This is a genomic window from Rhodococcus sp. NPDC057135 (assembly GCF_042670865.1).
Taxonomy (GTDB): domain Bacteria; phylum Actinomycetota; class Actinomycetes; order Mycobacteriales; family Mycobacteriaceae; genus Rhodococcus_F.
Map to the genome: position 1 here is coordinate 35,372 of NZ_JBHUUU010000021.1, position 19,024 is coordinate 54,395.

Sequence of the window (19,024 nt, forward strand, 5' to 3'; positions counted from 1 at the left end):
CTTCTATCCGGCATTTGTGACGTGCACTTTCTGTTCTTACTCGATTCAGTTGTTCACCTCACGAACAGCGGAAATGCCTTCGGATGTACCGGCGACGGAAGGTCGGACCCACCGGTGAGATACACGTCGACGGCACGTGCGGCCGACCGCCCCTCGGCAATCGCCCACACGACGAGCGACGCCCCGCGATGCGCGTCGCCGCAGACGAACACGCCGGGTGTCCGGGTCTGCCACCCGACATCACACTCGATTCTGCCGAGCGGATCGGTGCCGACATCGAGGTCGGTAAGCAGCGGCGCGGATTCGACGCCGTCGAATCCGAGAGCGAGCAGCACCATCTCGCACTCGAGATCCGTCGTGTCCCCGGTCTGCACCAGGGTCCGCTGTCCGTTCTCTCCCCGCGACACGGCGACCGGAACCATCCGGATTGCACGAACTGCACCGTCACCGTCGTCGAGAAATTCCTGCGCCGCCCATCGGAACCGTTTGTCACTGCCCTCCTCGTCTGCCGGGGAGCTGCGTACGATCCGCGGCCACAACGGCCACGGGTCGCGGTCTCGATCGCGATGCCCCGGGGGTGGGACGTGGTAATCCAGTTCCGTCACCGAGCGCGCACCCTGGCGATGCACCGTGCCGAGGCAGTCGGCCGCCGTGTCACCGCCACCGATGATCACGACGTTCTCACCTCGCGCCGAGATACTCGACGCGCCGTCACCCTCGCATTCACGGTTGGCGGCACGCAGGTACTTCATCGCACAATGGATTCCGCGAAGGCCACGCCCCGGCACGTCGGTGTCTCGGGCACGATCGGCCCCGACCGCCAGGACTGTCGCTTCGAATTTCGTCATGAGGTCTTGTGCGCTCACGTCGACTCCGACGGCGCAGCCGGTGACGAATCGGGTCCCCTCGGCGGTCAACTGGGCCAGTCGCCGGTTGATCAAGGCTTTGGGCAACTTGAATTCCGGGATTCCGTAGCGAAGCAGTCCCCCGATTCGATCACTCCGCTCGAACACCGTGACACGATGTCCGGCGCGTGTCAGTTGTTGAGCCGCAGCCAGTCCTGCCGGTCCCGAACCGACTACCGCAACACGGTTGGCGCTGTGAACTACGGGCGCCCGTGGCCCCAACGAACCCGACTCCCAGGCGTTGTCGACGATCGCCTGTTCGATGCGTTTGATGGTGACACCTCCCGACGTGCGCTCGTCGTCGAGTGCGAGAACGCACGCCGTTTCGCACGGAGCGGGGCACAGATGTCCGGTGAACTCGGGGAAATTGTTGGTGGAATGCAGATTCTCCGAGGCTTCGGACCACCGTCCACGCCGAACCAGGTCGTTCCATTCCGGGATGAGATTGCCGAGCGGACAGCCCACCCCGGCTGAATGGCAGTACGGCACAGCACAGTCCATGCATCGCGAGGCCTGTGCAGAAACGTCTCGATTGCGCACCACGGGATCCATCGACTCGTACACCGATTCCCAGTCCCCGACTCGCACATCGGTCGGCCTGGTCGGTGCGCCGGATCGTTTCACGCTGAGGAACCCACGTGGGTCAGGCATGAGCCGGCTCCACCAGTTGGTTCTCTTCCACGACCTTCCGATAGTCGACAGGCAGAACCTTGGTGAATCTAGGACTCTGACCGACCCAGTCGTCGAGAAGTTGTGCAGCGACCGACGAGCCGGTCGCGGCCAGATGATCACCGAGAATCTCGACCAGCCGACGACAGTCTTCCGCCGAAGGCCGCTCGAGAACCACCATGTCGCAGTTGACCTTCTCGGCGTTCAAGTCGAGTACGAAGGCAATCCCGCCGGACATGCCTGCAGCAAGGTTCCTACCAGTTGGGCCGAGTATCACGACGCGACCCCCGGTCATGTACTCACACGCGTGATCTCCGACGCCTTCCACCACAGCGACCGCGCCCGAGTTACGCACGGCGAAGCGCTCCCCCACACGCCCCCGTGCATAGAGTGCACCGCTCGTGGCGCCGTACAGCACGGTATTGCCCGCAATCACCTGCTCCTCGGCCTTGAAGGGCACGCCTTCGCTCGGGCGAAGCACGATCCGTCCACCCGAGAGACCCTTCCCCACATAATCGTTTGCATCGCCGGCGACGACGAGCGAGATGCCGGGTGGCAAGAACGCACCGAGTGACTGGCCTGCCGTTCCGCTGAGCACGATGTCGATGGTGCCTTCGGGTAGCCCGACGGCGCCGTAGCGTCTGGTCACCTCAGCGCCCAGCCTCGTTCCCACAGCTCGATCCGTATTGTGTATCGGCAGTTCGATATTCACGGGTCGAGCGTTCTCGAGTGAGGCCGCGGCACACTCGATCAGGGTGCGTTCGAGTTCGCTCGAAACAGGTACACACGGCTGGTAGGCCGCGCCGGCCGGCGCGGCCGGCACGTCGAAGAGTGGTGAGAGTTCCAACGTCCGACTCTTCCAGTGCGCCACCTCCGGAGTCATTTCCAATACGTCCGCGTGTCCCAGAGCGTCATCGACACTTCGAAACCCCAACTCTGCCAACAACCGTCGTACGTCGTCGGCAATGAAGCGGAAGAAGTTCTCGACGTACTCGGGCCGGCCGGTGAATCGCTCCCGCAATTCGGGATTCTGAGTTGCTACTCCGACGGGGCAGGTGTCGAGGTGACATACCCGCATCATGACGCAACCGGCCGCGATGAGTGGCGCCGTGGAAAACCCGTACTCCTGCGCCCCCAGCAACGCGGCAATGACGACGTCCCGTGCCGTACGCAAACCCCCGTCACACTGGACAACGATCCGATCGCGCAACCCGTTGAGCACCAACGTCTGCTGAGTTTCGGCCAGCCCGATCTCCCACGGCGTGCCCGCGTGATGGATGGACGAGAGTGCCGCCGCGCCCGTCCCACCGTCGTGACCGGAGATCAGCACAACGTCGGCGTGCGCTTTAGCCACACCTGCCGCAACTGTCCCGACTCCGACCGCGCTGACCAGTTTCACGTGTATCCGCGCACGATCGTTTGCGCATCTGAGGTCGTAGATCAGTTGGGCGAGATCCTCGATCGAATAGATGTCATGGTGAGGGGGCGGAGATATGAGGCCGACCCCTGGCGTCGAGTACCGGGTTTCCGCGATCCACGGGTACACCTTGGACCCCGGAAGCTGCCCTCCTTCACCTGGTTTGGCACCTTGGGCCATCTTGATCTGAATGTCGGTGGCGTTGACGAGGTAATCGCTGGTCACCCCGAAGCGACCACTCGCGACCTGCTTGACGGCGCTTCGACGCTTGTTGTCACGTAACCGCTCCGATGACTCTCCGCCCTCACCGGTGTTGGAACGTCCGCCGAGAGCGTTCATCGCAACCGCCATCGTTTCGTGCGCCTCGGCAGAGAGGGAGCCGTAGCTCATCGCACCGGTGTTGAATCGAGCGAGAATCATCTCGACGGGTTCGACATGACGGAGCGGAATCGGCGGACGAATCCCGTGTCGGAATCGAAACAATCCCCGCAGTGTTCCGCCCTGCGCACTCAGTCGATCGACTTCGTCGCTGTAGCAACGAAACATGTCACTACGTCCTGACCGTGTCGCATGTTGAAGAAAAAACACGGACTCTGGCGTGAACAGATGCAATTCACCACCGCGGCGATACCGGAACTCTCCACTGCTGCTCAACTGACGATGCCGCACCGCGGACCCCGAGCACGCTGCCGCGTGACGCATCAGGACTTCGCGGGCGACTTCGGTGATACCGATGCCGCCGATCCGGCTTCGTGTGTCGCAGAAATACTCGTCGACCAACTCTCTGCCCAAGCCCACGGCCTCGAAAACCTGAGCGCCCGTGTAGGAGTGAACCGTAGCGATTCCCATCTTCGACATCACCTTGAGCACGCCGGAATTTGTAGCTCTCAGATAGTTGTCCGTTGCCGTCTTCGGATCTATCCCGGGAAGTTCGTCTCGCTCACTGAGTGCTTCTACCGATTCGAGAGCAAGATACGGGTGGACAGCCGCCGCACCGTAGCCGATCAGCAAGGCGATGTGATGAACTTCGCGGGCGTCACCCGACTCGACAACGAGTGAGACCTTGGTTCGCAGGCCATGACGAACAAGATCGTGGTGCACGCTCGACACTGCGAGTAACGACGGAATGGGAGCCTGCTCGCAGTCCGATCCACGGTCGGAGATCACAAGGATTTCGATGCCGGCGGTGGCGGCAGTTCGGGCGGCCTCACGAAGCCTCTCGACACCCTCGGCGAGACCGCCCCGCGCATCGAAGATTCCCTGCAGGACAGTGCTTGTCGGAGTTCGAGGGCCGCGGAGTTTTGCGATCTTCTGCAATTCCACCGGACCGATTACCGGTTTCTGCAGAACGATCCTCCGGCACGATCGGGCAGATGCTTCGAACAGGTTCTGCTCGGCACCGAGCGTGGTTGCGAGTGTCGTGACTACTTCCTCGCGAATCGCGTCCAACGGCGGGTTGGTCACCTGGGCAAAGAGCTGAACGAAGTAGTCGTACAAGAGCTTCGGTCGATCCGAGAGAACAGCGAGCGGCGTGTCGACGCCCATCGATCCCAACGGCTCTGATCCTGAGCTTGCCATCGGGACAAGAATGTCCTGCAGGTCCTCGGCCTGGTATCCGTAGAGCAGCTGACGTTGCAACAGCGGAGCCTGATCGCCTCGGGCGGGCGCAGACTCGGGGATGTCCTCGAGATCGACCAACCCCCCGGCGAGCCAGTCCCGGTAGGGAGCTGTGCTCGCAAGTTCCGACTTGATCTCCGCATCGGGAACGATGCGACGACGAGCAGTGTCGACGAGGAACATGCGCCCCGGCTCGAGGCGCCCCTTTTCCAGCACCTCGGATGTGGGGGCGTCGAACACACCGCTCTCACTGGCCAACACGATACGGCCGTTCTTCATCCGCCACCATCGCCCTGGTCGAAGTCCGTTGCGATCCAACACCGCCCCCACAACAGTGCCGTCGCTGAATGTCACCGACGCCGGACCGTCCCACGGTTCCATCAGGCAACCGTGAAATTGATAGAAAGCCCTTATCGCGTCAGGCATCGAAGAATCGTTCTCCCAGGCGCCGGGAACCATCATCGCGATGGCGTGTTGCACACTGCGGCCCCCGAGCGTCAAAAGCTCGAGAACTTCGTCGAACGACGACGAGTCGGATCCTCCCGGGGTGCAGATCGGAAACAAGCGATCGATGTCCCCGCCGAAAAATGCGCTCCGCATCATCGGCTCGCGAGCACGCATCCAATTCCTGTTTCCCACAATCGTATTGATCTCGCCGTTGTGAGCGATGCAGCGATACGGCTGAGCGAGTGGCCACGACGGAAAAGTGTTCGTGGAGTATCGGCTGTGCACGACTGCCAAGGCGGTTCGCATTCTGCCATCGCGCAGGTCGGTGAAGTAACCGGGTAACTGCGCCGGGGTGAGCATGCCCTTGTACACGATGGTTCGCGCGGACAACGAGGGGAAATACACTGCAGTGCTGTCCGAGTGAATCCGCTCGACTTGCCTCCTGAGCGCAAACACTCGTCGGTCCAAGGCAATTCCGCCCACACTGTGATCTCTGGACTGGGAGCACATCACAAAACACTGGCCGATGTACGGAGCGCACTGCGCGGCAACGACTCCGACGCAGTCGCTCTCGACCGGTACCTCTCGCCACCCGATAACCCGCAGTCCTTCTGCCGCTGCGCATTGATCGATCCGAACGACCGCTTGACGACGTGCTTCCTCGTCCACCGGAAGAAAGCAGTTTCCGGCCGCGTAGGTGTTCTCACCCATCGAATTGGGTGGTGGAAGCTCGAACTCGGTCACCGCGTCGAAGAACCCCGTCGGCAGCTGAATCAGAATGCCCGCGCCGTCTCCGCTGTTGGATTCGCGCCCGACTGCGCCGCGATGGGAGAGATTGCCCAAGACCGCCAGCGCCTCGTCGACAATGGAATGCATGTGCCGTCCAGAGGTGTCTGCTACCACGGCTACACCACATGAATCGGTTTCCTGATCGGGGTCGTACAGGCCTCGAGGGTCAGGTATTCGAGAAAACGGCACTCGGCGACCTCCACACGGACATGCAGCCGACGAGCGCTAGTTTATCAGCCGATAACCGCAGGTCGCGAGAGTAAAACTGTGACCCCCTGATACCGATGCATCAGGGGGTCACAGTTCCGAACGTCGTCTCGATCAGCTACGCAGTGGCCGACCTTGGCCGTCGCGCACGCTACCCGTCAACATCATGATTCCGTCGATGAAGGCCCAGATCCAGATTGCCGGGACTACGACAATTCCCACGACCAGGAACAGAAGAATGTAGCCGAGGAAAATACCGAGTAGCTGGAGCACTCCAATGGTCGTGCTTCCGATGTACAACCGACCGATGCCGCAGATACCGATGAATCCCAGAAGAATCTGCAACAGGCCGGCGGTGGTCTTCGACTTGTCCGAGAACGGTTCACCCGTCAGCGGATCACGGCCGTAAGGCGCGGATGCATCAACCAAACCGTAACCGGGTTGGACATAACCCTGCGCTTGTGGGTATCCCTGCGGCTGACCGTAACCCGTCTGTGAATATCCGGGCTGGGGGTAGCCCTGCGGCGGAGCCGCGTAGGGATTCGGAGTCTGATCTGCCGGCGCACCGTAGACCGGACCGTCCGTCGGCGATTGGGTCGGGCTCGAGTAGTCAGGCGCCGGATAGTTTTGAGCGGCGTAGCTTTCCTGCGACGTGTACGGCGCTGTGGGCTGATTCGGTGTGGAATCAGCAGTGGGAAACGCTGTGGTCGATTCGGTTCCGGTCGGCGGCGGGTAGATGGGGTGGTTTCCCCAACCCGGACCGTTTCCGACTCCCGAATACGTGTCCCAGCCTGGACCGGTGCCGGTGGTCTCCGTCGACGGCGTCTTTTCCGTGGGCGCCGATGTCTCCGTCAACGACGCATCCGCCGTCGCGTCGTAGTCGAAGGGCGACCCGAACTGCGGTGGAACTGGCGGCTGCGATCCAGACGAGTCCCCCGACTCGGAAGGTTCCGGATTCTTGTTCAAGTTAGGCAACGTACTTTCCTTCGATTCGACGACGGTACGTAATAGCTTTTGTTAGCGGACCGCGAGAAGGGTTCGACCTTCTCGAGGCCAGTCCCCCACACATCTGTCCTCAGTTCGTGCTCGCGACTCATCCTCGCAATGGCCGGCGAGCACCGTCCCGCGCATTGCCCGAAAGTATCACGATGCCGTCGATGAACGCCCAGATCCAAATTCCGATGGCAAATGGAATTCCGATGAGGAACGCAGACATGAACAGCGCGAAGAACATGCCGAGCAGTTGGCACAGTCCGATGCCGACACTTCCGATGTAGAGGCGCCCGACTCCACAGATTCCGAAGAAGCCCAGCAAAATCTGCAACAGGCCGGCAGTGGCCTTCGACTTGTCGGAATACGGTTCCCCGGTTATCGGGTGCCGACCGTACGGCGCGTAGGGATCACCGAACCCGTACATCGACGGAGCCGGCAGTGGCTGCTGATAGCCGTACGGATTGGGCGCGCCGTACACCGGCCCCTGATCCTCGGGGAATCCCCCCTGCGAATAGGGACCTGTCACGGCTTGTCTTTCTTCGACAGCTTCACCGCGTCCGACGACTCGTCCGTCGCTGCCGTTGAGGCGCTTGCCTCACCGGAATCGGATTGAGGGGAATCAGATTCAGTGGCCTTTGCATCCGCCTTTGCATCCGCCTTTGCATCGGCCTTTGCATCGGTCTTTGCTGAATCACTCTCGGTAACGGGCGTCGCGGCTCCTCCTTCACCGGCAGATACCGCAGCAACGTAGTTCTTCGACTTCAAATCAGCCGGATCCTCACGCCCCTTCTTCGCCAGGAAGAAGTAGGCAAGTGCGGCGAAGAACACGATCCCCGAAGTGAAGGTGTTGACTCGAATGCCGGCGATCTCGTAGGCAAAATCGTCGCGCATCAGCTCGACGACGAATCGGCCCAGGCAGTAGCCCGCGACGTACAGAGCAAAGAGGCGTCCGTGGCCGATCTTGAATCGGCGGTCGACGAGGACAAGCAGGATCACGATCAGGACGTTCCACACAGCCTCGTAGAGGAACGTCGGGTGAACGACCCGGATGACTTCTCCGTTGGAGACACCTGCGAGTTGATCGAGTTGGCCGGACGAGTTCACTCGCTCGAAGATCTCGAGGCCCCACGGCACGGTGGTCTCGCGACCGTACAACTCCTGGTTGAAGTAGTTGCCGATACGGCCGATGGCCTGCGCGAGCAGGATGCCGGGCGCAATCGCGTCACCGAGGGCAGATACGGGAATGCCGCGTCGCCGGCAGCCGATCCACGCACCGATACCGCCGAGGAAGACAGCTCCCCAGATTCCGAGGCCGCCCTGCCACACCTTGAGTGCGTCGAGAGGCGTACCGTTCTCGCCGAAATAGGCGGGCCAGTCGGTCAATACGTGGTAGAGCCTGCCACCGATCAGACCGAAGGGAACAGCCCAGATCGCGATGTCGAGAACGGTCCCCTTCTCGCCACCGCGGGCGACCCAACGACGATCTCCCCACACGATCGCGACGATGATGCCGAGGATGATGAAGAGCGCGTAGGCGCGCAGCGCCACCGGTCCGACGTACCAGACGCCTTGGGGCGGGCTGGGGATATAGGCCAGCAGGTCCACAGTTGAGGTCACGACGCCACGGTAGCCGAGCGGACGCCCTCGGCGAGTTCTTCGGTGAGCGAGCGAACCGCACCCAACCCGTTCTCGACCGCGGAGACCAGGGCCGAACCCACGATGACGGCATCGGCGTACGCCGCGATTTCGGCAGCTTGTGCGCCGGAGCGGACTCCCAGTCCGACGCCGACGGGGATGTCGGAGTGCGCGCGGATTCGTGCGGTCAGTTCCGGAGCCATGGACGAGACGGCGTCTCGCGCGCCGGTGACACCCATTGTCGAGGCCGCGTAGATGAATCCGCTGCTCGCGTCGAGCGTCATGGCGAGCCGTTCCTCGGTCGAGGATGGAGCGACAAGGAAGATCCGGTCGAGGTGGTGCTCTTCGGATGCTTCCATCCAGGCGCCTGCTTCTTCCGGAATGAGGTTGGGGGTGATCAGTCCGAGTCCACCGGCGGAGGCGAGGTCCCGTGCGAACTTGTCGACACCGTACTGCAGCACCGGGTTCCAGTACGTCATCACGACGGCCTTGCCGCCGACCGAGCTGATCTGCTCGATCACGGTGAAGATGTCGCGCAGACGGACACCGTTCGAGAGTGCAGTTTCGGCTGCGCGCTGGATGGTCGGACCGTCCATGACCGGATCGGAATACGCGACACCGACTTCGATGATGTCGCAGCCACCGTCGACCATCGCCTTGAACACGTCGATCGACTCGGGAACCGTCGGGTAACCGGCAGGAAGGTATCCGACGAGGGCGGCACGCTTGTCAGCCTTGCACGCGGCAAAGGTGGGTGCGAGGCGTGATGGTCGTTCGCTCACTTGTCCGAGCCTTCCGTGTTGTCGTTCTCGTCTGCTGCATCATCCGAAGCGGCTGCCTGACCTGAGGCGCCGTCGAAAAGACCGAACCAGCTTGCGGCGGTATCCATGTCCTTGTCACCGCGACCGGAGAGATTGACGACGATGATCGCGCCCTCGCCCAGTTCCTTGCCCAGTCGGAGCGCGCCGGCAACGGCATGGGCGGATTCGATGGCCGGGATGATGCCTTCGCGGCGCGAGAGCAGCAGAAGCGCATCCATGGCTTCGCTGTCCGTGACGGGTTCGTAGGTGGCGCGCCCGATGTCGCTGAGATAGGCGTGCTCGGGCCCGACACCCGGGTAGTCCAAACCGGCAGAAATCGAGTGCGATTCGATGGTCTGACCGTCTTCGTCCTGAAGCAGGTAGGAGTAGGCGCCTTGGAATGCACCCGGTGTACCACCGGCGAATGTTGCTGCATGCCTACCAGTTTCGACACCGTCACCGGCTGCTTCGTAGCCCACCAGCCGTACCGACAGATCGTCGATGAACGGGTGGAAGATTCCGATCGCATTCGAACCACCTCCGACGCAGGCTGTGACTGCGTCGGGCAGGCGACCGGTCAGTGCCTGAACCTGGACACGTGTTTCGAGGCCGACCACTCGCTGGAAGTCGCGAACGATGGTGGGGAACGGGTGCGGACCTGCCGCGGTACCGAAGCAGTAATAGGTGTTGTCCGCGTGGGAAACCCAGTCGCGCAAGGCTTCGTTGATCGCGTCCTTGAGCGTGCGCGAACCGGTCTCGACCGAGACGACCTCCGCGCCGAGCAGGCGCATGCGGGCGACGTTCAGTGCTTGACGTTCGGTGTCGACAGCACCCATGTAGATGACGCACTCGAGACCGAGCAGTGCACAGGCGGTGGCCGATGCCACACCGTGCTGGCCTGCTCCGGTCTCGGCGATGATGCGGGTCTTACCCATGCGCTTTGCCAGTAGAACCTGACCGAGAACGTTGTTGATCTTGTGAGAACCGGTGTGGTTCAGATCTTCACGCTTGAGAATGATGCGCGCACCACCGGCGAACTCGCTCATTCGCGTTGCCTCGAAAATCGGCGACGGGCGTCCGGTGTAATCGCGCTGCAGGCGATCGAGTTCGTTCAAGAACGTGTCGTCCGCGCGAGCCTTTTCGTACTCCGCGGTGACCTCTTCGATGACCGCCATGAGAGCTTCCGGCACATGCCGTCCGCCGTAGACGCCGAAATGGCCGCCGGCATCGGGATCATGTGAGCGCTCGGTGAGTCCCGCGCTGGCGGGCGGCAGATTGCCGCCCTTGAATGCTGCACCTGATACTGCACCGGAGCCTGGTTCCTGAGTACGTGAAGTCACCCCACCAGTCTGCCCCAAGGGTGCCGCTGGTCACCGCCCGGGTGCGTCAAAGCACGCCGGGCCGGTGATGCGCTTTATCGAGACGGTTTCGGGCAGGACGGGTGTGCGCCGGCGTTGACCAGATCGGCGACGGCCTTGCGAGGGTCACCGCTGGTCACGAGGCCTTCACCGACGAGCACCGCGTCGGCACCCGCACCGGCGTACGCCAAGAGATCGGCAGTTCCGCGAACACCCGACTCGGCGATCTTGATCGTCTCGGTCGGTAGACCGGGAGCAATGCGACCGAAGGTGTTCTTGTCCACCTCGAGAGTCTTGAGATTGCGGGCGTTCACACCGATCACCTTGGCGCCGGCTTCGAGCGCGCGGTTGGCTTCTTCTTCCGTGTGCACCTCGACGAGGGCAGTCATTCCGAGGGATTCGGTGCGATCGATCAGCGAGGCGAGCGCCTGCTGTTCGAGCGCTGCAACGATCAGCAAGATGACGTCGGCGCCATGGGCGCGAGCCTCGTGAATCTGGTACGGCCCCACGATGAAGTCCTTGCGCAGCACCGGAATGGTGACAGCTTTGCGGACCGCGTCGAGATCGGCGAGCGAGCCGTGAAAACGGCGCTCTTCGGTGAGAACACTGATGATGCGTGCGCCACCGGCTTGGTAGGCCGCGGCAAGCTCTGCGGGATCGGCGATGTCGGCCAACGCACCCTTTGACGGGCTCGCTCGCTTGACCTCGGCGATGACGCCGATGCTCGATTCCAGAAGTGCTGCTGCAGCATCGAGTGCAGGCGGTGCAGCGGCCGCGGCAGCCTTGACTGCAGCGAAGTCGAGTACGGCTTCGCGGGCGGCGACATCAGCGCGCACCCCGTCGAGAATCGAGTCGAGTACGGTCATCGTGGCCCGAATCCTTTCTGGGCAAGAGCCCGATGTGAGATACGTCATCAGGGTGGTCTCAGCCTAGTGGGACGAAATTTTGCTACTCCGTCGGGGTACCCACGCAGGTGAGGGTTCAGTCTTACTCAGTGCGACGAACCCGGTTTCGCACCGTTGTCTCCCCCAGCTCCGTCGTCCCCGTCGGCGACTGTCGGGTCCTCTCCGGCGTCGAGCGCGTCCCACAACATCCGTTGCGTCACAGGCTCGTCCGATGCGGCGGTGTCAGCTTTGCCCAGTTTTGCGGCCGCCTCCCGACGCGCAGCAGGGTTGTCGTACTTCGACGACAACCCGCCTCGCACTGGAGGTTTGCGCATCAGGAGCACTGCCGCGACGAGCGCCGCCACCGCTCCGACCAAGGCCAGCAGCGCAGGCAGTACCGAAACAGTCGTCGAGAGGTCTTCCGGGTGACCGGACAACTCGGCCAACTCCACCGCTCGATCCGCAGAAGCACCGGAAACCAACAACTGCACCGCCGGAACCGCAACCGCTATTGCGACGAGTGCCACCAACAGTCCGACTACCCGCAGGGCCCAACCTCGCACCGCAAACGAAGCCGCGATAGCCGCCAGCAGCGCAAGCGCGAGTGGAGTCATCGCCGCCGCCCACGTGCTGCCGTCGAGGTCCGTCGTCCGCTCCAGCGTCTTGCCGTCACTCGAGGTCAGATGAACCCACGTCATTCGTGAGCTGCCCCACAAAGCTGCCGCCGACAACGCCAGCAGAAGCGTTCTCGGCACAGCGGTGCCACGAGAAGCGCTTGTAGGCTGCTCCGCTGCAATCGACTCGTTCTCACTCACAGGTCGTCACCTCCGATGGTGCGCAGGGTGTGCGCCGACGCGATGGCGCTCAGTACTGCCATCGCCTTGTTGCGTGCCTCGGTGTCCTCGTACACGGGATCCGAGTCGGCCACGACGCCGGCGCCCGCTTGGACGTATCCGACCCCGTCCTTGATCAATGCCGTTCGGATAGCGATCGCGGTGTCGGCGTCGCCGGCGAAGTCGAGGTAGCCGACGATGCCGCCGTAGATACCCCGCCTGGTGGGCTCGAGTTCTTCGATCAACTGCATTGCCCGCACTTTGGGCGCGCCCGAGAGGGTTCCAGCGGGGAAGCATGCGGTGACCGCGTCGAGAGCGTGCTTTCCCTCGGCCAGATGACCGGTGACGGTCGAGACGAGATGCATGACATGGCTGTAACGCTCGATGTGCCGATAGTCGTGCACCTTCACAGTGCCCGGTCGGCAGACACGACCCAGATCGTTTCGCCCGAGATCGACGAGCATGAGGTGCTCGGAGTTCTCCTTCTCGTCGGCGAGGAGATCCTTCTCCAGCAGGATGTCGTCCTCCTCGGTGGCACCGCGCCATCTGGTTCCCGCGATCGGGTGCGTGGTCGCGACGCCCTCGGCGACCGTGACCAGTGCCTCGGGACTCGAACCGACGATCGAAAACGCGGTCTCACCATCACCGTTCGGCACGTTGAGCAGATACATGTACGGGCTGGGGTTCGACGCGCGCAGCATCCGGTACACATCGATCGGCGCTGCAGTGCAATCGATCTCGAATCGCTGCGAGAGCACTACCTGGAATGCCTCGCCCGCTTCGATGTCGCCGATCAGCTTCTTGACGTCGACACCGAAACTTTCGGTGGTGCGCTGACGGCGGTAGTTCGGAGTCGCTTTCGAGAAGGTCGAGACGGTCGATTTCGCCGGCGCCGCGAGAGCGCGAGTCATCGCGTCCAACCTCGCGACCGCGTCGTCGTAGGCCGTGTCGACACGCTCGTCGGTACCGTCCCAGTTGACGGCATTGGCGATGAGGGTGATCGCCCCTTCGTGGTGATCGACCGCGGCGATGTCGGCAGCGAGCAGCATGACCATCTCGGGGATCTGCAGGTCGTCGACCGCCGAGTCACCCAATTTCTCGAGTCGCCGAACCGCGTCGTAGCCGAGGAATCCGACCATCCCACCCGTCAGAGGCGGCAGGTCGGGCAGCCGCTCCGAACGAAGTAGTTCAAGGGTGGCACCGAGCGCATCGATCGGGTCGCCGCCGGCCGGAGCGCCGGCGGGAACATTGCCGTACCAGGCCGCTTCTCCGTCCACGACGGTCAGTGCGGCCGGGCTTCCGACGCCGATGAACGACCACCGCGACCACGAACGACCGTTCTCGGCCGACTCGAGCAGGAAGGTGCCGGGACGATTGCCGGCCAACTTCTCGTATGCCGAGAGCGGAGTTTCGGAGTCCGCCAACACTTTCCGAGTGACCGGTACGACCCGGTGCTCGGCTGCGAGAGCACGGAACTGCTCCCGAGTGGTGGTGGAATCGGACGCGTCACCGACGATCGCGGTGTCGGACGACCGTGCGGACATGGAGGTGGGCTCGCCGTGCATGGCTCCATCATCCCAGGCTCCCCCACGCGGTCGTCGTGCGCGGGTAACCTCGGCCGAATGAAACCAGGCCAACTCGCTCCCGAATTCTCGCTGCCCGACCAGGACGGAACTCCGCGCTCGCTGACGAGCCTGCTCGAGAACGGACCCCTGGTCCTCTTCTTCTACCCGGCAGCCTCGACGCCGGTGTGCACCGCCGAGGCGTGCCACTTCCGTGACCTCGGCGGCGAATTCGCGGCGGTGGGCGCTTCGCGGGCCGGCATCAGCACCGACACGGTCGAAGCGCAGTCCACCTTTGCAATCGCACAGTCGTTCGACTACCCCTTGCTTGCCGACACCGACGGCGCGGTAGCCGAACAGTTCGGCGTCAAGCGCGGGCTTCTGGGCAAGCTGGCTCCGGTCAAACGCTCGACCTTCGTGATCGACACCGACCGCACCGTTCTCAAAGTCATCTCGAGCGAGCTGCGCGCCAACACACACGGCGACCAGGCACTCGAGTTCCTTCGCAGTCGGGGCTGACTTCCCTGGGCAACCTGATTCTCCGGGCTACCCGAATCTCTAGGCGACCTGAATCGAGCGCTTCGCAAGTCCCATCCAGAATCCGTCGATCACCTGGGTGGGTACCTGTTCCGGATCGGACGACGCACCGAGCGTGACGAACAACGGGGCGAAGTGCTCGATGGTCGGATGCGCGTACGGCATCCCGGGAGCTTGGGCGCGGAAGTCGATCAACGAATCGACGTCACCGGCAGCGAACCTCTCCCCTGCCCACGCATCGAATTCCGCCGACCATCCCGGGGCCTGCGCTTCCGGCGACGGATCGCGCAGGAACGGTAGCCCGTGCGTGGTGAATCCGGATCCCACGATCAGCACACCTTGCTCGCGGAGGGGCCGTAGGCGCTCACCGAGATGGAGCAAACGCTCGGGGTCGAGAGTGGGCAGCGAAATCTGCAGGACCGGGATGTCCGCATCCGGGTACATCACCGTGAGCGGCACGTAGGCACCGTGATCGAGGCCTCGATTCGGCTGCTGAACCACCCGTTCGTTGTCCGGCATCAATGCGGCGACCTGTGCGGCGAGGTCCGGAGCGCCGGGAGAGTTGTACTTCGCGCGGTAGAACCTCTCGGGAAAACCGCCGAAGTCGTAGATGAGCGGGGTCCCCGTTGTCGTCGATCCGATCGTCAGCGGTGCTGATTCCCAGTGCGCCGAGACGACGAGAATTGCCGTCGGTCTCGGAAGATCACCGGCCCACGCCCCCAACTGCTCGACCCACAACGCACTGTCCACCAGGGGTGGAGCACCGTGGCTGAGATACAGCGCAGGCATTGTCGTGGTGGACATACGGACTCCTCGGGATAGACATTCGTCGTTAAGTTGAAGGTTCAACCTAATATAGAACTGAACACTTGCGTCCCGCAACTATTCCCCGCAAGATTCTTCTGGACATGCGTCTGAGACGCTGTACACCAGCACGCTCTGTGCAAGAAGAATGCTCGACCCGAAGGAGAAGTCACCGATGAGTGAACCGACCGCGCAGACCGACGCGCAGTCTCAGACGAAGTGGCTCACAGCCGAGCAGCAGGAAGCCTGGCTGACACTGATCGCTCTGGTAACTCGGTTGCCGGCCGCACTCGACACTCAACTGCAACGAGATTCGGCACTCACTCACTTCGAGTACTTCGTGCTGGCCGCACTCTCGGACGCCCCCGACCACAAACTCCAGTTGTCGGTACTGGCGCAGCGCGCGAACGCGTCCCTGTCCCGTCTCTCTCACGTCATCACGAAGATGGAGAAGGCCGGCTGGGTGAAACGGGAAGTCATCCGCGGGAGCCGTGGGTCCAACGCGGTACTCACCGACGAAGGCATGGCAAAGGTTGTCGCGGCCGCGCCACCGCACGTCGCGTCTGTCCAAGGCCTGCTCTTCGAGGGCCTCGACGATCGCCAGGTTGCCCAGCTTTCGTCCCTGGGTACGGCAATGCTCACCCAACTGGACAAGGGAATCGCCGCCGGACTCGGCAAGGCCTGACCAGCCAGTCCCGAAACAGGCGACTGCTGCCTACGACGGCGGCTTCGTCAGGTCCAGCGCAGCCAGGTGGCTGAACAGCATGCTCGCACCGATCGGGTTTCCACCGCCCGGATACACCGTCCCACTGGCCGCTGCCATCGTGTTTCCGGCCGCATACAACCCCGCGATGGCCGTCCCGTCAGTCTTCAGCACGCGCCCGGTCGCGTCGGTACGTAGACCACCTTTCGTTCCGAGATCGGAGATACCGAAAGCAGCGGCGTGGAACGGTCCCTGATCTATCGGGACGAGCGGCGACGCGCCCTCCGAGAAGGCTCGGTCGTACGCGGTACCTCCCCGACCGAAGTCCGTGTCGACGCCGGTTGCCGCCAATGCGTTGAACCGCTTCACGGCTTCCACCAGATTCTCCGCGGGAACATTGATCTGGGAGGCAAGGTCTTCGAGTGTCTCGGCACTCTTCCACAATCCGGCATCCACGTACTGCTCCGACGGAGCCAACGGGACGTTGGGTGCCTTCACCGGCGGCACTGAGCCTTCCCGGCTGTCGTAGATCATCCAATACGGCGTGGTTACTTTCCCAGCCCGCATGTGTTCGATGACGGCGCGGCCCAAGCGGTCGTACGGCGCAGATTCGTTGACGAACCGACAACCGTTGTCATCCACGAAAATTCCGCCCGTGAACCACAGCGCAAACGCGGAGCGCCCATCTGGATGGGTGAGTCCCGGCGACCACCATGCCTCGCCCATCAGGTCGGTGTCGGCACCCGCGGCGACCGCCGCCTGGTGCGCCTTCCCGAGGTTGCCGGGGCAGCCCATCGTGTCGAGAGCGGATCCGGGGACACCGAATTCGGCACGCATGGTCTCGTTCTGCTCGAATCCACCGGCGGCGAGGATCACTCCTCTGCGTGCCTGAATGGTTCGACGCCGACCATCTCGGTCGACGACGGCTCCGACCACCACTCCGTCCTCGACAACCAGTTCCTCGAGAGTGGTCTTCAGGTGCATGGTGACGTTCGGGAGTTCCGCAAGCGCCAACAGAAATCGACCGATCAACGACTGGCCGCCGACGAGGTACTTCGGCAACTCCTCCCCCAGCCGTTCCGTCGCCAACGGCGGACGAAGCGAATCACGAAGCGCACCCAGCTTGTTCGCGTTCATAGGCTTGGGAACAATGTGCCGTCCGCTCGCTCGAGCCTTGGGCTCTTCACCGAAGTAGTCGGGCCACGGCAGTATCTGAAATTCGAAGTTCGAGTCCTCCTCGAGGTAGTCGATCAACCCGGCGCCACCTCGAACGTAGGCTTCCTGAACGTCGGTGGGCGTACGATCACCCACCACTGATCGGTAGTACTCCAGCGCATCCTCGATGGTGTCGTCGTCGCCACCGCGGCGGAGAACGGCGTTGCACGGGAACCACATTCCGCCGCCGCCCGAGTACGCCGTTGTTCCGCCGTACTTGTCGGTTGCTTCAATCGCAATGACGTCGAGGCCTTCGCGGGCCGCCGTGTACGCGCCGGTGAGTCCACCGCCTGATCCCACAGCGAGTACGTCGCACGTCTCGTCCCACTTCGTCATCGTCAGCCTCTCTGATTCTGGGCACAAGTTCCGAACATGTTCTAGAAATCGTTGTAACACATGGACTTAGCGATCGCGGGGGTTCGACATTCTCTCCCACCGAGCGGGAGCGAGACATGACACCGAGCGGGAGCGAGACATGACACCGAGCGGGAGCGAGACATGACACCGAGCGGGAGCGAGACGTGGCACCGAGAGAGAGCGAGAACAGGCGGAGATAGCGCACACTTTGCTCGCATGGGCCTGATCCCGTAGTGTCTGGACACATGTCTGGTAAGACCAAGTTCGAGTCCACTCGCCGCCGACTGACCCAGCAGCAAGCCGAAACCGTCGATCGATTGACCGCGGCAGCGATCACGGTCCTGCGCGACAAAGGGTTTGCCGATCTGACCGTGCGGATGGTGGCAGCAGAGGCCGGTGTCGCCGCGGCTACGGCATACACCTATTTCTCGTCCAAGAGTCACCTTGTGGCAGAACTGTTCTGGCGTCGCCTCGACGCGGTACCCCACGAGCCCTCCCCCGAGGCGGAACGGGAAGCGCAGGTCTGTTCGGTCCTACGCAGCGTCGCACTGCTCGTTTCCGACGAACCGGAGCTGGCGGCGGCAGTGACCACGGCGATGATGGGCAATGATCCCGACGTCGAACACCTCCGCGGACGTATCGGCAAGAACATCCGCGAGCGGCTCATCGAGGCCCTGGGTCCGTCGTACGATCCCGACGTGCTCGAAGCACTCGAAATCTCCTGGTCCGGAGCGCTTGTCCGAGCAGGCATGGGGTACGAGTCGTATTCGCAGATCGCAGATCGTCTCGAAGTCACCGCCAGGCTGATCATGGCGGGTCGCGACAACCTCCACTAGACCGGAGTCATGGCACTCACCAACCATGTTCCCTCGACTCGATCGAGCGTCACCTCGACTCGGCTCGACGTCGACGCAGGTGCCGGTTGCGCGGTACTCGTCGTGATCTGATCGACGAACACGAGCACTTCCGCGCGGTCCGCGGCAACGGAGAGCACACCGACATCGACGACTCGGGCTTTCGTGCTGATTCCCTGCTCCTTCGACTGGGGTGCAACGGTTTTCGATCCGAATTCGGTGAAACTGTCCTGAAACGATCCGCCGGCGCCTTCGGCCGCTCGTGCGAGATCGTCGTCGACGGTATCGCTGTTGTAGCTCAGGAGCTTCTCGACGAGCGTGGGCGCCACACCGATCACCTCGGCACGTGCGGTTTCAGCGTCCCCCGAACGGTGATGACTCCAGATCGCAGTGCCGCCGATTCCCATCAAGACCAGCGCTGCAAGCGCCATGACCATG

General features: G+C 62.8%; 15 protein-coding genes and 1 pseudogene. 3 read left to right on the plus strand and 13 right to left on the minus strand.

Annotation, left to right across the window (positions count from 1 at the left end; translation table 11 throughout):
• Positions 1-53: 53 nt before the first annotated feature.
• The 10 genes and pseudogenes from ACFT1A_RS28740 to ACFT1A_RS28785 form a co-directional block, all read right to left on the minus strand.
• Positions 54-1,556, minus strand: a complete 1,503-nt coding sequence (locus ACFT1A_RS28740; RefSeq protein ID WP_378449772.1) for a glutamate synthase subunit beta — start codon at positions 1,554-1,556, stop codon at positions 54-56.
• Positions 1,549-6,033, minus strand: a complete 4,485-nt coding sequence (gene gltB, locus ACFT1A_RS28745; RefSeq protein WP_378449773.1) for a glutamate synthase large subunit — start codon at positions 6,031-6,033, stop codon at positions 1,549-1,551. Before gltB ends, ACFT1A_RS28740 begins: the two co-directional genes overlap by 8 nt.
• 132 nt (positions 6,034-6,165) lie before the next feature.
• Entirely contained in the window at positions 6,166-7,017 is an 852-nt protein-coding gene (locus tag ACFT1A_RS28750; protein ID WP_378449806.1) for a hypothetical protein, read from the minus strand.
• Between the two features lie 127 nt (positions 7,018-7,144).
• Complete coding sequence (locus ACFT1A_RS28755) at positions 7,145-7,570, minus strand: TM2 domain-containing protein (protein ID WP_378449774.1); 426 nt, start codon at positions 7,568-7,570, stop codon at positions 7,145-7,147.
• A gap of 332 nt (positions 7,571-7,902) precedes the next feature.
• Positions 7,903-8,661 (minus strand): annotated as a pseudogene (gene lgt / locus ACFT1A_RS28760) (prolipoprotein diacylglyceryl transferase); the annotation flags it as partial.
• Positions 8,658-9,461, minus strand: coding sequence for a tryptophan synthase subunit alpha (gene trpA, locus ACFT1A_RS28765; RefSeq protein WP_283306781.1), 804 nt, complete (start codon positions 9,459-9,461; stop codon positions 8,658-8,660). The gene trpA and the pseudogene lgt, both read right to left, overlap by 4 nt.
• Entirely contained in the window at positions 9,458-10,819 is a 1,362-nt protein-coding gene (trpB, locus tag ACFT1A_RS28770; protein WP_065454984.1) for a tryptophan synthase subunit beta, read from the minus strand. Before trpB ends, trpA begins: the two co-directional genes overlap by 4 nt.
• 74 nt (positions 10,820-10,893) lie before the next feature.
• Positions 10,894-11,703 (minus strand): indole-3-glycerol phosphate synthase TrpC, encoded by an 810-nt coding sequence (gene trpC, locus ACFT1A_RS28775; protein WP_003944016.1) that lies wholly within the window; start codon positions 11,701-11,703, stop codon positions 10,894-10,896.
• Between the two features lie 125 nt (positions 11,704-11,828).
• On the minus strand, positions 11,829-12,536 hold the full coding sequence (locus ACFT1A_RS28780; RefSeq protein WP_378449775.1) for a TIGR02234 family membrane protein: 708 nt from the start codon (positions 12,534-12,536) through the stop codon (positions 11,829-11,831).
• A complete protein-coding gene (locus ACFT1A_RS28785; RefSeq protein WP_378449776.1) occupies positions 12,533-14,119 on the minus strand; it encodes an anthranilate synthase component I in 1,587 nt (528 codons plus the stop codon). Before ACFT1A_RS28785 ends, ACFT1A_RS28780 begins: the two co-directional genes overlap by 4 nt.
• A 57-nt stretch (positions 14,120-14,176) precedes the next feature.
• Here ACFT1A_RS28785 and ACFT1A_RS28790 point away from each other — a divergent pair, with 57 nt between their 5' ends.
• On the plus strand, positions 14,177-14,635 hold the full coding sequence (locus ACFT1A_RS28790) for a peroxiredoxin (RefSeq protein ID WP_378449777.1): 459 nt from the start codon (positions 14,177-14,179) through the stop codon (positions 14,633-14,635).
• A gap of 39 nt (positions 14,636-14,674) precedes the next feature.
• On the opposite strand, the gene ACFT1A_RS28795 is transcribed toward ACFT1A_RS28790, so the two are convergent.
• Positions 14,675-15,457: a dioxygenase gene (locus ACFT1A_RS28795; protein ID WP_283306787.1), complete on the minus strand. Its 783-nt coding sequence runs from the start codon at positions 15,455-15,457 to the stop codon at positions 14,675-14,677.
• Between the two features lie 175 nt (positions 15,458-15,632).
• Between ACFT1A_RS28795 and ACFT1A_RS28800 the strand changes: the two genes are divergently transcribed.
• Positions 15,633-16,142, plus strand: a complete 510-nt coding sequence (locus tag ACFT1A_RS28800) for a MarR family transcriptional regulator (protein WP_347872870.1) — start codon at positions 15,633-15,635, stop codon at positions 16,140-16,142.
• 30 nt (positions 16,143-16,172) lie between these two features.
• Here ACFT1A_RS28800 and ACFT1A_RS28805 read toward each other — a convergent pair whose 3' ends face one another.
• Positions 16,173-17,711: an FAD-binding protein gene (locus ACFT1A_RS28805; protein ID WP_378449778.1), complete on the minus strand. Its 1,539-nt coding sequence runs from the start codon at positions 17,709-17,711 to the stop codon at positions 16,173-16,175.
• Positions 17,712-17,977: 266 nt separating this feature from the next.
• On the opposite strand from ACFT1A_RS28805, the gene ACFT1A_RS28810 reads away from it, so the two are divergent.
• A complete protein-coding gene (locus ACFT1A_RS28810) occupies positions 17,978-18,568 on the plus strand; it encodes a TetR/AcrR family transcriptional regulator (protein WP_003943994.1) in 591 nt (196 codons plus the stop codon).
• Here the strand turns inward: ACFT1A_RS28810 and ACFT1A_RS28815 are convergent.
• The gene (locus ACFT1A_RS28815) at positions 18,565-19,023 is read right to left on the minus strand and encodes a hypothetical protein (RefSeq protein WP_378449807.1); all 459 of its coding nucleotides are present in this window, start codon (positions 19,021-19,023) and stop codon (positions 18,565-18,567) included. The two genes, ACFT1A_RS28810 and ACFT1A_RS28815, sit on opposite strands and share 4 nt — an antisense overlap.
• Position 19,024: the final 1 nt, after the last annotated feature.